At 40.1% G+C, this 12,429-nt stretch carries 19 protein-coding genes; 12 read left to right on the forward strand and 7 right to left on the reverse strand.

Going from position 1 to position 12,429, the window contains the following annotated elements; all coding sequences use genetic code 11:
- The first annotated feature begins 39 nt into the window (after positions 1 to 39).
- Entirely contained in the window at positions 40 to 906 is an 867-nt protein-coding gene (locus tag O2Q26_RS13025) for a BsuPI-related putative proteinase inhibitor (protein WP_289216317.1), read from the forward strand.
- 33 nt (positions 907 to 939) lie between these two features.
- Here O2Q26_RS13025 and O2Q26_RS13030 read toward each other — a convergent pair whose 3' ends face one another.
- Positions 940 to 1,203, reverse strand: a complete 264-nt coding sequence (locus tag O2Q26_RS13030) for a NifU N-terminal domain-containing protein (RefSeq protein ID WP_253935991.1) — start codon at positions 1,201 to 1,203, stop codon at positions 940 to 942.
- A 133-nt stretch (positions 1,204 to 1,336) separates the two neighbouring features.
- Here O2Q26_RS13030 and O2Q26_RS13035 point away from each other — a divergent pair, with 133 nt between their 5' ends.
- Both O2Q26_RS13035 and O2Q26_RS13040 read left to right on the forward strand, forming a co-directional pair.
- The gene (locus tag O2Q26_RS13035) at positions 1,337 to 2,170 is read left to right on the forward strand and encodes a DUF2785 domain-containing protein (RefSeq protein ID WP_289216318.1); all 834 of its coding nucleotides are present in this window, start codon (positions 1,337 to 1,339) and stop codon (positions 2,168 to 2,170) included.
- Between the two features lie 21 nt (positions 2,171 to 2,191).
- Positions 2,192 to 2,614 (forward strand): hypothetical protein, encoded by a 423-nt coding sequence (locus O2Q26_RS13040; protein WP_289216319.1) that lies wholly within the window; start codon positions 2,192 to 2,194, stop codon positions 2,612 to 2,614.
- 66 nt (positions 2,615 to 2,680) lie between these two features.
- Here O2Q26_RS13040 and O2Q26_RS13045 read toward each other — a convergent pair whose 3' ends face one another.
- The 3 genes from O2Q26_RS13045 to O2Q26_RS13055 form a co-directional block, all read right to left on the reverse strand.
- Positions 2,681 to 2,890 carry a DUF3813 domain-containing protein gene (locus O2Q26_RS13045; protein WP_289216320.1) on the reverse strand — a complete coding sequence of 70 codons (210 nt, stop codon included), beginning with the start codon at positions 2,888 to 2,890 and terminating at the stop codon, positions 2,681 to 2,683.
- Positions 2,891 to 3,028 (reverse strand): hypothetical protein, encoded by a 138-nt coding sequence (locus O2Q26_RS13050; RefSeq protein ID WP_253935987.1) that lies wholly within the window; start codon positions 3,026 to 3,028, stop codon positions 2,891 to 2,893.
- A 95-nt stretch (positions 3,029 to 3,123) separates the two neighbouring features.
- Complete coding sequence (locus tag O2Q26_RS13055; protein ID WP_289216321.1) at positions 3,124 to 3,948, reverse strand: Cof-type HAD-IIB family hydrolase; 825 nt, start codon at positions 3,946 to 3,948, stop codon at positions 3,124 to 3,126.
- A 179-nt stretch (positions 3,949 to 4,127) separates the two neighbouring features.
- On the opposite strand from O2Q26_RS13055, the gene O2Q26_RS13060 reads away from it, so the two are divergent.
- From O2Q26_RS13060 to moaD, 5 genes are all read left to right on the forward strand, one after another.
- A complete protein-coding gene (locus O2Q26_RS13060) occupies positions 4,128 to 4,892 on the forward strand; it encodes an alpha/beta fold hydrolase (protein ID WP_289216322.1) in 765 nt (254 codons plus the stop codon).
- A gap of 71 nt (positions 4,893 to 4,963) precedes the next feature.
- Positions 4,964 to 5,275 carry a metal-sulfur cluster assembly factor gene (locus O2Q26_RS13065; protein WP_253935984.1) on the forward strand — a complete coding sequence of 104 codons (312 nt, stop codon included), beginning with the start codon at positions 4,964 to 4,966 and terminating at the stop codon, positions 5,273 to 5,275.
- Positions 5,276 to 5,358: 83 nt separating this feature from the next.
- Entirely contained in the window at positions 5,359 to 5,877 is a 519-nt protein-coding gene (gene mobB / locus O2Q26_RS13070) for a molybdopterin-guanine dinucleotide biosynthesis protein B (protein WP_289216323.1), read from the forward strand.
- Positions 5,867 to 6,337: a molybdenum cofactor biosynthesis protein MoaE gene (locus O2Q26_RS13075; protein ID WP_289216496.1), complete on the forward strand. Its 471-nt coding sequence runs from the start codon at positions 5,867 to 5,869 to the stop codon at positions 6,335 to 6,337. Before mobB ends, O2Q26_RS13075 begins: the two co-directional genes overlap by 11 nt.
- On the forward strand, positions 6,334 to 6,567 hold the full coding sequence (gene moaD, locus O2Q26_RS13080) for a molybdopterin converting factor subunit 1 (protein ID WP_289216324.1): 234 nt from the start codon (positions 6,334 to 6,336) through the stop codon (positions 6,565 to 6,567). The genes O2Q26_RS13075 and moaD overlap by 4 nt, the downstream gene beginning before the upstream one ends.
- Positions 6,568 to 6,671: 104 nt before the next feature.
- On the opposite strand, the gene O2Q26_RS13085 is transcribed toward moaD, so the two are convergent.
- Together O2Q26_RS13085 and O2Q26_RS13090 are read right to left on the reverse strand one after the other, a co-directional pair.
- Positions 6,672 to 7,481 carry an undecaprenyl-diphosphate phosphatase gene (locus O2Q26_RS13085; protein ID WP_289216325.1) on the reverse strand — a complete coding sequence of 270 codons (810 nt, stop codon included), beginning with the start codon at positions 7,479 to 7,481 and terminating at the stop codon, positions 6,672 to 6,674.
- Between the two features lie 166 nt (positions 7,482 to 7,647).
- Complete coding sequence (locus tag O2Q26_RS13090) at positions 7,648 to 7,821, reverse strand: YjzD family protein (protein WP_253935980.1); 174 nt, start codon at positions 7,819 to 7,821, stop codon at positions 7,648 to 7,650.
- 135 nt (positions 7,822 to 7,956) lie between these two features.
- On the opposite strand from O2Q26_RS13090, the gene O2Q26_RS13095 reads away from it, so the two are divergent.
- The 3 genes from O2Q26_RS13095 to fabF all read left to right on the forward strand — a co-directional run bounded on the left by O2Q26_RS13095 (position 7,957) and on the right by fabF (position 10,852).
- Complete coding sequence (locus O2Q26_RS13095) at positions 7,957 to 8,490, forward strand: hypothetical protein (protein WP_289216326.1); 534 nt, start codon at positions 7,957 to 7,959, stop codon at positions 8,488 to 8,490.
- 169 nt (positions 8,491 to 8,659) lie between these two features.
- Entirely contained in the window at positions 8,660 to 9,592 is a 933-nt protein-coding gene (locus tag O2Q26_RS13100; protein ID WP_253935978.1) for a beta-ketoacyl-ACP synthase III, read from the forward strand.
- Positions 9,593 to 9,610: 18 nt separating this feature from the next.
- Entirely contained in the window at positions 9,611 to 10,852 is a 1,242-nt protein-coding gene (gene fabF, locus O2Q26_RS13105) for a beta-ketoacyl-ACP synthase II (protein ID WP_289216327.1), read from the forward strand.
- A gap of 224 nt (positions 10,853 to 11,076) precedes the next feature.
- Here the strand turns inward: fabF and O2Q26_RS13110 are convergent, their stop codons facing one another.
- Positions 11,077 to 12,057 carry an LCP family protein gene (locus O2Q26_RS13110; protein ID WP_289216328.1) on the reverse strand — a complete coding sequence of 327 codons (981 nt, stop codon included), beginning with the start codon at positions 12,055 to 12,057 and terminating at the stop codon, positions 11,077 to 11,079.
- Positions 12,058 to 12,205: 148 nt separating this feature from the next.
- Here O2Q26_RS13110 and O2Q26_RS13115 point away from each other — a divergent pair, with 148 nt between their 5' ends.
- On the forward strand, positions 12,206 to 12,406 hold the full coding sequence (locus O2Q26_RS13115) for a YuzI family membrane protein (protein WP_289216329.1): 201 nt from the start codon (positions 12,206 to 12,208) through the stop codon (positions 12,404 to 12,406).
- Positions 12,407 to 12,429 lie beyond the last annotated feature (23 nt).

A 12,429-nucleotide genomic window follows, 5' to 3' on the forward strand; every position in this document is an offset into this window, starting at 1 on the left:
TGGTACCCCATAATCGCAGGCGTATTAACAGTTTTTCTCGTGGCATGCTCCAATAGCGATGACGCTAGTGAGAGTGAAACAGATAATAATAATGAGACAGAAGAAACCTCCAATTCTGAATCGGAAGAGCCTTCCGATAATATTGTAGCTTTGATTGAACAGCTTACTTTTGAGGCTGAGGTTGTTCAGGGAAAAGATGGAATAATGGCTGAATTTTCCATTACGAACGATGCAGAAGAACCAGTGATCCTGGGCTTTAATTCTAGTTTGAAATACGATGTAATCGTAGAGAATCAAGATGGAGAAGAAGTGTATAAGTATTCTGAGGGTCAGGCCTTCACCCAACAGCTTACTATGGAGGAGCTTGAACCTGGAGAGAAACTTGAGGCTAATGAAACAGTGAACGAAGAATTGCCTCCAGGTGATTATAATGTAACCATGACGTTTCTTGTAACTTCTATAAATGACCAGCCTTTTGAGTCAAAACCCTTTGAAATTTCTAAACAAACTACAATCGGTCAAGGGGGAGAAACCTCATCCGGCTCAGAAGAGGCTGAAGAACTTGATGAAGAGCTTGAGACATCACAAGGAGATAATGAAGAAGCTTTCCGTGATCTAACTTTAGAAGGTGAAAACGGAAGCTACACGGTATCAGGTGAAGTGAATGCTATAGACGGACAGTTTTTCTATATGGTGGAAGATGGTCACAACTTGCTGATAGAGGAAGAAGCTGTTCAGGTGGAAGATCCAGGCGCAGAATGGTCCTCTTTTAAAACAGAGGTCACTATTCCTGAAGAAGATTTGCCTAATAGAGGTGCACTGATCATGACGATGTTCAATAAAGATGAGGAAGGACAGCCTACACAAATGAATTTTGTCCCCTTAGATAATTTCGATGCACAATAATAAAGAAGGCTGACTCTTAAGGTCAGCCTTCTTTTAATAACCGTGTTCTGTTAGAATACCTTCAACTTTAGCTGTGAGAACTTCCCAATCTGCGTCAGGCAGTCTGTTGACGGTGATGAAGTTTTGGAATCCAAAGACATTGTCTACGCCATCCAGTTCCATGAGCTGGTTCATGATCTCATATTCGCTTTTTTGACCAGGCATAACAGACACGCTGCCGTCTCCTTGGAAAATCATTGATTCAGTAGTGAACTTACGTGCATTCGGGTTTGGTGTTTCATCTACGGTAATAGCCATATTCAGTATTCCTCCTCTTATTCTTTCAGTTTTTATTTTAGCAGAAAACGAACCAACTCTAAACTCACAGCTTCTTGTTTCTTTTTTATCTTGATTGTGTGTTACAATATGAACGATTTCAGGGAGGTATGAAATGGAAACTAGACTAATTGATGTATTACAGCCTATAAAAGACAATGACTATAGATTATCTGAAAACCAGAATCTTTCAGAACTTACGACGCTCATGTTACAAAAGATCGGATCACCTGATCCTGTGCTGCGTGAAGAATTGGTTTATATGATTTTTTCTAATTTCATAAAGCGTGATTATTACAATGCGGAACAACTGAAAAATATTCTGCGATCTGTATTAAATAAAAACTATCTTTTTTACCGAATTAAAACGTCCAATAAAGAAGAGAATGCCGTATTCAGAAGAAGTGTTTCGGTTAGACTCATCTCCCCTATTATGAAGAAACACCGTGAAAACCAGTTTCTTTCCGAACAAGAAATACATCGGGTGTGGGACAACTTAAAAAAGTATATGGAGCAGGAGAAAGACCACCGTGGATATATTGATGGCAAAGGGTGGGCGCATGCGATGGCCAATGCTGCAGATGCGTTATATAATGTTGCTTCCTGCGAAGAGATCACTACACAAGAAGTGAGAGATATGCTACCCATTATCCGCGAACAGTTCCTAATTGATCAGCCTTATCTATTCGATGAAGAAGAACGGATGGTTACTGCGTTAATCGCTATGTTCGATAAGATTGAACCAGACGAAAGAGCTGAGTGGCTGAAAACTCTTATATATGAACGTAAAGGCTGGAATGATCCTGCTGAAGAAATCATTATTAATAACAGTAAGCATTTTCTAAGAGCGTTATATTTCCGTATTATCGAAGAACCGAGTGGTTGTAATGAGCTGATTTCTGTTTTAGAAGATTTGTTAAGGGAACTTAGAAAACAAGAAGCTTATTAAATTACTTGCGGGGGATGAATGATGTTTAAATGGGGCGTATATATAGGCACAACCTCTGGGATAGCTCTAGGTTTATACATGTGGATTGTGGAACTGGTCACAGAAATTAAGGTGTATACTTTGCTGATGAACGTAGATTTCATCCCAGTGATTGGAGATATCCATTGGCCTGTTTATATAGAGTGGCTCTTTCATATGATCATCTCCTGGGGAATAGGTGTCTTATTTTGTTACCTTTTCATGAAGAAGATTAAAGTAACAATGAAAAGGCAGTGGATCGCAGCTTTTATTCTTGCAGGAGGAGCGGCAACCAGTTATTTTCCCTTGACTGCTCTCGCCATTAAAGAGACACCGGGGTTATTTGATCTGACTGCTATCACGTATTGGTTAATAGGCCATGCTATTTATGCAATTGTTCTAAAGTCTTCTTATTATCGGACATGAAAAGTTTGGCTTTGTTAAAGTTTTTAAAAAAAGACCAGACTAATTAAAGTCTGGTCTTAAAATGATTTAACGCATGCTGTTGTGTTCAGCTTCAAGCTTTTGTTCTAACTGCTGTAGCTCTTGCTTCTCTTCTTGAGAGCATTGGCTATATGCAGATTGAATAGCTTGTTTAGCTGCTTGCATATCTTGCTGACTAGGCTCTTGACCGTTTTTGTTGCGATTCTTAGTCATACGATTGACAGCGTTACGTGCATTTTCAAATAGGGAATTCTCCATTTAAAACCCTCCTACAGTATGTTGGTCTGCTTCTATTTCCTTACGGTTCGCATCTGAAAGCCTCTTGGGTTCCATATCGCGTTCTTGAAAAGGACGAACTTCAGTCCAACGTTTTTCTTCTTTGTTTTGCTTATCCATGACACAGCCTCCTGTCATAAAAAAAGCCTGAACGCTTTTTGCGTCCAAGCTTAGTATGGCTGTGTACTTCACATATACTCAAGGTAAAAATTGACTTACATGGCTTTACGATTAAGTTTTAAATATTCCGTCAAAAATTCTCCGATGCCATTATCTTCGTTAGTTCCTGCCACGTAATTTGCCATTTTTTTCAGTTCATCAATGCCGTTGCCCATCGCTACGCCTACACCTGCATAGTCAATCATCTCCAAATCATTATCTTCGTCCCCAAAAGCAATGATCCTCTCCTTAGGGATGTGATAATAATGAGCGATTTTCTGAAGCCCTACCGCTTTATTCATACCTGCACGCACAATTTCAATTACATGCCAGGGTGCTCCCCATTTTCGGTGTTCGATAAATTCAGCCTGGGTATCCAATTCTTTACGTAAAGCTTTGATTTTTTCTTCTTCAGGATGAATTAAAAGAGAGGTCGGATCATCCTTTAAATTTTGCTGAAGCCTGCCGACTGTAACAGGGTTGTTATCCTCTGTTTGGAAGATTTTCATGATTTCATCATCGTGCTGGTCTAAATAAATGGAATCCTTGACCTCTGCAAGAATATTTTTGACTCCCAACTCATGACATTTATGAATTATTTTGTGGGCGGTACGAATAGATAAAGGAGAATGTAACGCGTCCCAGTATTTATTGTTGGGGTGATGGATCAATGCTCCATTAAAATTTACCATAGGGGTGTTCAAACCTAATTCTTTATAAAAATCGATGCTTGCTCGATGTGGACGACCTGTAGCAATACAGACTACATGTCCTTTATTCATCGCATCAAGCACAACTTCTTTTGTTTGTGGATTTATTTGTTTGTCATCTGTAAGCAAAGTTCCATCCAAATCTAATGCAATTAAATGTTGTTTTGTCATCCTAATTCACCTCATTTATAGTCCAGTGTAGCGGTTAAACGTGAGTATTGCAAAGATATTACAATCGAAAGACCTAATACTTTCCATCCTTTATTCTCAATGTTACGATGTAAATTATACAAAATAACATGTAAATTAGTATAGGAAGCATGTAAAGATTGAAAGAAGGGAACCAAATAATGATTGGCATATATCGCGAAACGCTAAAACACATTCCGTCTTTAGTTATTGTAGATTCTCAAAAATATGATCAGCCACTCCCAGTGTTTACATATTTCCATGGTTTCACTTCAGCTAAAGAACAAAATCTTCCCCAGGCCTATTTATTGGCAAATAAAGGATACCGCGTCATACTGCCAGACAGCCTCTACCATGGGGAACGTACAGATGTATTATCAAAAGAAGAACTAAGTTTTAAATTCTGGGACATAGTGTATCAAAATTTGAAAGATCTACAAGATATTAAGGACGTGCTCGATCAGAGGGATCTAATTTTAAATCAAAGGTTTGGTGTGGGAGGTACTTCAATGGGCGGTGTCACAACTAGTGCAGCCCTTACTATGTATCCATGGATTCAGGCCGCAGCCGTCATGATGGGTTCTCCTAAACCTGTCGACTTTGCAAAGAAACTTATAAAAGATGTAGAAAAGACTGGACTTCAGCTTCCAATTACGGAAACTGAGCTGAATGTTCTATATAGTTCCTTGCACAGTATCGATCTTTCTGCTAATTCTGATAAGCTTAGAGAGAGGCCTTTATTTTTTTGGCACGGTGACGCAGATCCTGTTGTGCCTTTTGAACATTCGTATGATTTCTATAACGAAATTGTAGGAACGTATAAAAACCCTGAAAAGATTCGTTTTTTAAGGGAGGCTGGTGTGGATCATAAAGTCACTCGCTTTGGGGTTAATGAGATGGTGAACTGGCTGGAAATTGTTCTTTAGACGTTCGTGGTTTAATCTCGCAGGAATTTTGTATATAATAGAAGTTGAAGTAACAAGAAGGGGGTACTATTATGGATACTGCACTAGAAGAGAATGTTATGGGCGCCCTTGAGAATGTAATTGACCCAGAACTTGGTATTGATATCGTCAATTTAGGCCTTGTATACGGAGCCGATATGGATGAGAACGGTAATACTACTGTGACAATGACATTAACTGCCATGGGCTGCCCATTAGCTGGTCATATTGAACAAGATGTGAAACGTTGTCTTGCAGACCTGCCAGAGGTCAATGAAGTCAATGTTAATATTGTTTGGAATCCGCCTTGGACGAAAGACCGCATGAGTCGTTACGCAAAAATTGCGCTAGGTATTCCAGATTGATTTGATGAATTGAAAGCCCCTTCCACTTCGGCGGGGGTTTTTTTAATAAGCTGATAAGTTGTACGAGAAGGGAAGCATCACTTATGGCACATCCTCCCATTTTTCAAGTTGTAGGTTATAAAAAAAGCGGAAAAACGTCGACATTAGAGAAGTTAATCCATTACGGAGATCAACTGGGGGATAGAGTGGCTGTTGTAAAACATCACGGTCATACTACTCCTTTGGACGAAGCACACAGGCTTAATGACAGTGCGCGCCTTCATGAAAATGGAGCTTTTATAACGAGTGTGACAGGTGCAGATGAAGTACAGATGCAAATGAAATCATCACTTTCTTTAGAAAAAATGGTGAAATGGTACAGCTTCTTAGAACCTGATCTCATATTAGTGGAGGGCTATAAGAAGGCGACGTATCCGAAAGCTGTGATCATTAAAAAAAATGAAGACTTGGAGCTTTTAGATTTGGATAATATCCAAGTGGTTTTAACTTGGGAAGATAATATTTTAATTACCCGGCCGGTGCCTGTCTATTCGATCCATCATTGGACAGAAAATATCGAAGAACTATATTCCATCATAAAAGGGGATCACCATAGTGAGTAAGTTGTTTTCCATTACAGAAGAACCGATCTCAATTGAACAGACTGTAAGCTTAGTCTCCAGTCGTAATGCCGGGGCTATCAATACGTTTATAGGCACAGTGCGTGAATTTACAAAAGGGAAGCGGACATTGTACTTAGAATATCAGGCATACGCTGCAATGGCTGAAGCTAAACTAGCTGAAATCGGTCAAGAAATCAATCAAAAATGGCCTGAAACAAAAACAGCGATCACCCATAGGGTCGGCAAACTGGATATTGAAGATATAGCAGTTGTGATTGCTGTATCCTCACCTCATCGAGGAGACTCTTATGAAGCCAGCCGCTATGCAATTGAGCGTATCAAGGAAATCGTACCTATTTGGAAGAAAGAACATTGGGAAGATGGGGAAGAATGGATCGGTAACCAACTCGAAACAAAATCGTATAGAAAAGGAACGCCGTCAGAGGAGGATTTAATTTGAATAAAATTTTATTTTTTGCAGCGCTTCAGGAAAAAGCAGGTAAAGAATCGATTGAATTAGATGTTTCAGGAAAAAGCGTCAAACAAGTAAAGGAATTTGTTGCGCAGGAATATGGACTTGCTAAAATCAATGAGTCAATGACGGCCATCAATGAAGAATTCGCGGCAAGTGACGATGTTATTCAGGAAAATGACGTGATTGCTTTTATCCCGCCAGTAAGCGGAGGATAAAAAAGCTGTCTCTATGTTAGGATGTATTCCTAAGCAGAGACAGCTTTTTTGTGTATCAGTTATGTTATTATTGTGGTTTTTTCATAGTTGATATCCTCGCTTGATTACAAAAACATCCAAACGAGCCCACCTACGACGAAGCAGTAAATGGCAAAATATTTGAGATTTCCTTCGGCCATGATGTTCATAAACCATTTTAATGAAAAATATGAAGCGATGATTGACGCAATGAAAGCGACAAGATAGCTTGGCCATAAAGTAGCGAGATCATCCTCCAGCAAATCACCGATAGATAGGAGCATCGTCCCTAAACTTACGGGTATAAATAATAGAAACGAAAAGCGAAGCGCTGTTTGCTGCTTAGTGCCTAATAACATAGCAGCTACAATCGTAGCCCCTGAGCGGCTTATTCCTGGCACGAGAGCGACAGCCTGGGCAAAACCAATGATGAGCGCATCTTTCCACGTTAACATTCCGTCGCCTTTCCTACCGCGCAGATTCCGGATCAGCCATAGGGCAAGACCAGTAATGATCAACGTAATCCCGACAACCTGTGTCATCCCTTTCAGACTATCAAAAGAATCCTTGAAAAGGACCCCGATCAGCCCAGCGGGAATTGTTGCGATCAATAAGTATATGACAAAGTTGAAATCATCTTTTTGACGTTCGTCTCTTGTAATAAGAAAACCGATGCCATTCTTGAATAAACGTATAATATCTTCGCGATAAATGATGAGTACAGCTATTAAAGATCCGAAATTCACCATTACCTCAAATTGCAAACCTTCAATTTGTAAATTCATTAAGTCCTGTAATATGACTAAATGCCCGCTCGATGAAATAGGTATAGGCTCTGTGAAGCCTTGAAATATCCCCAGAAATAAGTATTTAATGATCAGCCATAGTTGTTCCATTAAAGCTTGTCCCCCTTGATTAAACGTGCAAATACATTCATTCGAAGTGCTGTTTATTTATATGTACGGTTAATTTTATGTAATATCACACCTTTAAAACGAATGTTAAGAACAAAAGAAAAAACGCTGCTACGTATGGTAAGGTAGCAACGTTTTCTTAAAGGTCCTATGCTTCTTCCTTAATAACACCTTCACCAAGTACGATTGCGGCAACGCTGAATAAAATTGTCATGATTATCACTTGTAGAAAAGAAAAGCTTGTACCTGCCATGTTGCTGACAACGTATGCTGTCATAAAGCTTAACAAAAATGCCCAAAGTACGGTCCAAATCATCCGCATATTACTCACCTCATTTTACACATTCTTTGTTCATTCTACCAGAAGGTTATTAAAAAATAAATATGCAATCGCTTTAGTAGCATGAATAATCGTACAGGCGAATAGTATAAAAGGAATAAGGGAGGAGGCATCGGTATGGTAGTTGTCATTTTAAACTGCTTCCACTGGTCGGGCTATCACTGTGCAAGACATCTTCTTCATAGAGGTCATGAGGTGGTGGGGGTAGATGAGATCAATCATCCGAAGAAAGAAGAATTATATATGTATGTGGGGCGGAACAGTCACTTCCAGCACTTTAATACAATAGAAGAACGTGAAAATCACAGTCATTCCAGCAGAGAAGATCCACAAATTTTCGTTTCAGATGAAAACTTTATATTATTTCAAGAAAAAGCCTCAGTCCATGAAATAAAAATAGAAGTACCACCACTATATGGTGAATGGATGGAAATGGAGGATAAACAAATAGAAACGATCGATGATCTTAAATTCTGGATTATGGAAAACAATGCAGTTTACATCGAGGATTTTTTAGATCCTGTAATGGAGCATTTTGAGCAAGGGGATTTAACTGACATAAAGGATGTAACATTCCAACGGTCACAAGAAGCTGATCAACTATCTGAACTGCTAGAAAGAATTTGGCTGATTCACACGATGAATCGATAAACTTTACCGAGTTCGATATAAAATACAAATACTTGACTTTCAAACACAGGGGCTTTTGCACCTGTGTTTTTACGTGGTTCAAAGACTTGCCTATTGTGAGAATATGAATTAAAATTAGTACCAAGTCATAAGATTTGCTATAAGATAATACCTTTAAGGGGATGAATATATGAACGCTGGAATCATTGGAACAGGGCACTATGCCCCTGAAAAAGTGCTGACAAATAAAGATATGGAAAAAATCGTAGATACAAGTGATGAATGGATTCGCTCTCGCACAGGTATAGAAGAGCGGCGTATTGCAGAGGATGATATGGATACCTCAGATATGGCGTATAGAGCGGCAAAAAATGCTCTCGAGGATGCAGAGATGACTGCAGAGGAGATTGACTTAATATTAGTAGCCACAGTTACACCTGACCATCCGTTTCCATCTGTAGCTACTATGCTTCAGCATAAATTAGGTGCGCGTAAAGTCGCTAGTATGGATATAAGTGCGGCCTGTGCGGGATTTATGTATGGCGTCATTACAGCGAAGCAGTATATCGATACAGGTGCTTATAAAAACGTACTAGTAGTAGGTGTGGAAAAGCTCTCAAAAATCACAAACTGGGAAGACCGTAATACGTGCGTGCTTTTCGGAGATGCAGCGGGTGCCGCTGTCATTGGACCGGTAAGTGATGGTAAAGGTATCTTATCTTTTGAACTAGGGGCAGATGGCAGTGGACTGCAACACCTATATCAGGAAGAGTTTCTTCATATGAATGGGAGAGAAGTATTTAAGTTTGCTGTACGTCAAATGCCGGAGTCTTCCGTTAACGTCGTGAAGAAAATCGGATTGAAGGAAGAGGACGTAGATTACCTAGTTCCTCACCAGGCGAACATTCGTATTATGGAGGCTGCTAGAGAACGGTTAGGAATCCCAGCTGAAAAAATGTCTGTAAAAGTGAACAAATATGGGAATACTTCTTCCGCGTCCATCCCGCTCGCTTTGTCAGAAGACGTGAAAGAAGGTAAAATCAAAGATGACGATTTGGTTGTACTCGTCGGATTCGGCGGCGGCCTTACTTGGGGTGCTGTTGCACTCAGATGGGGTAAGTAACGAAGGAGGAATGGTGTAATGGAAAAAAAACGTGTTGTAATTACCGGTCTGGGCGCAGTGACTCCTGTCGGTAATTCAGTTGAAGAAATGTGGAAAAGTATCAAAGCAGGAAAGTCTGGTGTAGGGGAAATCACGAAAGTAAATAAAGAGGATTATCCTGTGCATGTAGCGGCAGAATTGAAAGATTTTGACCCTTCAGGCTATATTGATCGGAAAGATCTGCGTCGAATGGATCCTTTCGTACAATATGCTATGGTCGCTTCCCAAATGGCTGTAGAAGATGCAGAACTTGAAATCAACGAAAGCATTGCCAACCGAACAGGCGTATGGATTGGCTCAGGAATTGGTGGAATGAATACGTATGAGTCTCAATTCGAGACCTTTCAGAAAAAAGGATATCGTCGTGTAAGCCCGTTCTTTATCCCGATGATGATTCCTGATATGGCTGCAGGACAAGTTTCTATTGCCCTTGGGGCGAAAGGTATCAATTCTTGTACGGTTACGGCATGTGCCTCAGGTGCCAACTCGATAGGAGATGCTTTTAAGGTTATTCAGCGTGGAGATGCAGACATAATGATCACAGGAGGCACAGAAGCCCCGATGAACAAAATGTCATTTGCAGGATTCGCATCGGCAAGAGCTCTTTCGTTGAACGAAGACCCTGCCAAAGCGAGTCGTCCATTTGATAAAAACCGTGACGGATTTATTATGGGTGAAGGGGCAGGAATACTTGTCATTGAATCCCTGGAGTCTGCCCAAAAACGCGGGGCGAAAATTTACGGAGAGCTTACCGGTTACGGCTCTACAGGAGATGCTTATCACGTGACTTCTCCAGCTCCTGAAGGGGAAGGTGCAAGCCGAGCTATGGAACAAGCTTTAGAGGATGCCGGAATACCAGCAGATTCTGTAGATTATTTAAATGCACATGGTACATCTACAGACCTCAACGACAAATTTGAAACAATCGCAGCTAAATCAGTGTTCAAAGAACATGCGAGTAAATTAGCGATTTCATCTACTAAATCTATGACAGGACATTTGCTTGGGGCGGCAGGCGCAGTAGAAGCAATTATATCTTTAAAAGCTATTAATGAAGGAATTATACCGCCAACCATCAACTATGAAACCCCGGATCCAGAATGTGACCTGGACTATGTACCGAATGAAGCAAGGACTCAAGCGCTAAACATCGTAATGAGCAACTCGCTTGGTTTCGGCGGTCACAATGCTGCTTTGATTTTTCAAAAATATAATGGATAAGTATTAAAACGGGCAATATTTTGCCCGTTTTTTTTGTGAAATAGTCGTTTAGGATGGAATAATTAAGCCAACGGTTGAAATACTTCAATTGTCTTTAATTACTCGCGGGTGAATTTTACTCCCGTATGGAGGAATTCCCACTCCCAATAGTCGAATCAAAAAATACAAATGTTCCCCAAAAATTTAAAGCACCTGACCACAAAAGTCAGGTGCTTTAAATATGCTTACTCTAAGAATTCTTGTATGGCTTTCGCGCTTTCTTCTTCATTGTGGGCTAGGACTAAACCGATAGGGTATTCCTTTCTTTCGTTCCAAACGTTTCCTTCCTCAGGCAGGCTGAATGTTTCAATATCATCTAAAGGATTAAAAATGAGATCCTTACCTAAGTCCAAAATTTTACCGCTGCTGAAATTCGTATCTATATACGGCTGAAGACTACCAAGCAAACGAGGTGCCTTCATCACTCCGTTGAACGAAACAGCCTCCTCTTTTAATAATTTAAGGACTTCCTGCTGGCGCTGAACTCTGCCGAAATCACCTTGTGAATCACTGCGATATCTGGCATAACCAAGAAGTTCTTCACCATCAAGTTCATGTGTTCCTTGTTGAAGATCAATATTTGTATCCCCGGATTTATACTGCATATTTTTTTCAATATCTACTTCCACTCCACTAGGAGCCAATGTGTCTACAATTTGAGTGAATCCATTAAAATCTACTATAGAGTAATATTCCACATCTACGCCGAAATTTTCTTTAATGGTCTGCCTCATCAACTCAGGACCGCCTAAAGCAAAGGCTGCATTGATCTTGTTATAATCATGTCCGGGTATTCTCACATACGTGTCTCGCATAATAGAAGCTACTTTAGCTACATTGCCTTCTTCATCGTATTGAGCGACCATAATGGTGTCAGAACGTGGTGTCTCATCATTACGCTGATCGACTCCTAGTAACAGGACATTTGTTTTTCCGTTTTGGCTTTCTACCCCGTTAAATTCATCTTTATACTTACTGGACATTTCATCAAGAGCGGTAGTTCCGTCATCACCAGATACCTTCCCTTGAGAGTCTTGTTTTCCCATCATATATTCATAGCCTGTATAACTTACAGCAGTAAGAAACATAAGGAATAAAACAGCTATAAAAATGCGTTTTTTGCGTTTACGTTTTCGTCGAATACGTAAGGAGCGCTTATTTGTCATAAAAAACCATTCCTTTCTAACAAAACTCCTTTATTAAATTTACCTGTTATTGATGGTTAAGTAAAGAGGAATTATGTAGGAACCTCCCGGATAATGAGAGGCATGGCTTCGCACCTTGTACATAAACTAAAGTAGAGGAGGACGAGCCATGTGGCAGTGGATGCTATTACTGATAGGTTTTGGTCTATCTGTTGCGGGAGGCACTGTAACTATCACTTATCTGAACCTTGTTCCAGCAGGCTTGACTTGGGTGGAATTTCTTTTATTAGTAAAAACGCGACCTGAATGTTATCTGTTTCCCAGCGGGCTCGTCCTCAGTTTGCTCGCCCTTATATGTATGAAAGAATAATTTACTAAATGTTGGGCGATAAG

The organism is Halobacillus campisalis, from assembly GCF_030345335.1.
In the GTDB taxonomy this organism is placed as follows: domain Bacteria; phylum Bacillota; class Bacilli; order Bacillales; family Halobacillaceae; genus Halobacillus_A; species Halobacillus_A campisalis.

Bases quoted from the DNA above. Each gene is read 5' to 3' on its own strand.
- O2Q26_RS13040 (WP_289216319.1), top strand. From the start codon at position 2,192: ATGTTTAAATGGGGCGTATATATAGGCACAACCTCTGGGATAGCTCTA.
- O2Q26_RS13110 (WP_289216328.1), bottom strand. From the start codon at position 12,057: ATGACAAATAAGCGCTCCTTACGTATTCGACGAAAACGTAAACGCAAA.
- O2Q26_RS13090 (WP_253935980.1), bottom strand. From the start codon at position 7,821: ATGCGGATGATTTGGACCGTACTTTGGGCATTTTTGTTAAGCTTTATG.
- mobB (WP_289216323.1), top strand. From the start codon at position 5,359: ATGGCACATCCTCCCATTTTTCAAGTTGTAGGTTATAAAAAAAGCGGA.
- O2Q26_RS13055 (WP_289216321.1), bottom strand. From the start codon at position 3,948: ATGACAAAACAACATTTAATTGCATTAGATTTGGATGGAACTTTGCTT.
- fabF (WP_289216327.1), top strand. From the start codon at position 9,611: ATGGAAAAAAAACGTGTTGTAATTACCGGTCTGGGCGCAGTGACTCCT.
- O2Q26_RS13115 (WP_289216329.1), top strand. From the start codon at position 12,206: ATGTGGCAGTGGATGCTATTACTGATAGGTTTTGGTCTATCTGTTGCG.
- O2Q26_RS13045 (WP_289216320.1), bottom strand. From the start codon at position 2,890: ATGGAGAATTCCCTATTTGAAAATGCACGTAACGCTGTCAATCGTATG.
- O2Q26_RS13100 (WP_253935978.1), top strand. From the start codon at position 8,660: ATGAACGCTGGAATCATTGGAACAGGGCACTATGCCCCTGAAAAAGTG.
- O2Q26_RS13060 (WP_289216322.1), top strand. From the start codon at position 4,128: ATGATTGGCATATATCGCGAAACGCTAAAACACATTCCGTCTTTAGTT.
- O2Q26_RS13030 (WP_253935991.1), bottom strand. From the start codon at position 1,203: ATGGCTATTACCGTAGATGAAACACCAAACCCGAATGCACGTAAGTTC.
- O2Q26_RS13085 (WP_289216325.1), bottom strand. From the start codon at position 7,481: ATGGAACAACTATGGCTGATCATTAAATACTTATTTCTGGGGATATTT.
- O2Q26_RS13050 (WP_253935987.1), bottom strand. From the start codon at position 3,028: ATGGATAAGCAAAACAAAGAAGAAAAACGTTGGACTGAAGTTCGTCCT.
- O2Q26_RS13095 (WP_289216326.1), top strand. From the start codon at position 7,957: ATGGTAGTTGTCATTTTAAACTGCTTCCACTGGTCGGGCTATCACTGT.
- O2Q26_RS13035 (WP_289216318.1), top strand. From the start codon at position 1,337: ATGGAAACTAGACTAATTGATGTATTACAGCCTATAAAAGACAATGAC.
- O2Q26_RS13065 (WP_253935984.1), top strand. From the start codon at position 4,964: ATGGATACTGCACTAGAAGAGAATGTTATGGGCGCCCTTGAGAATGTA.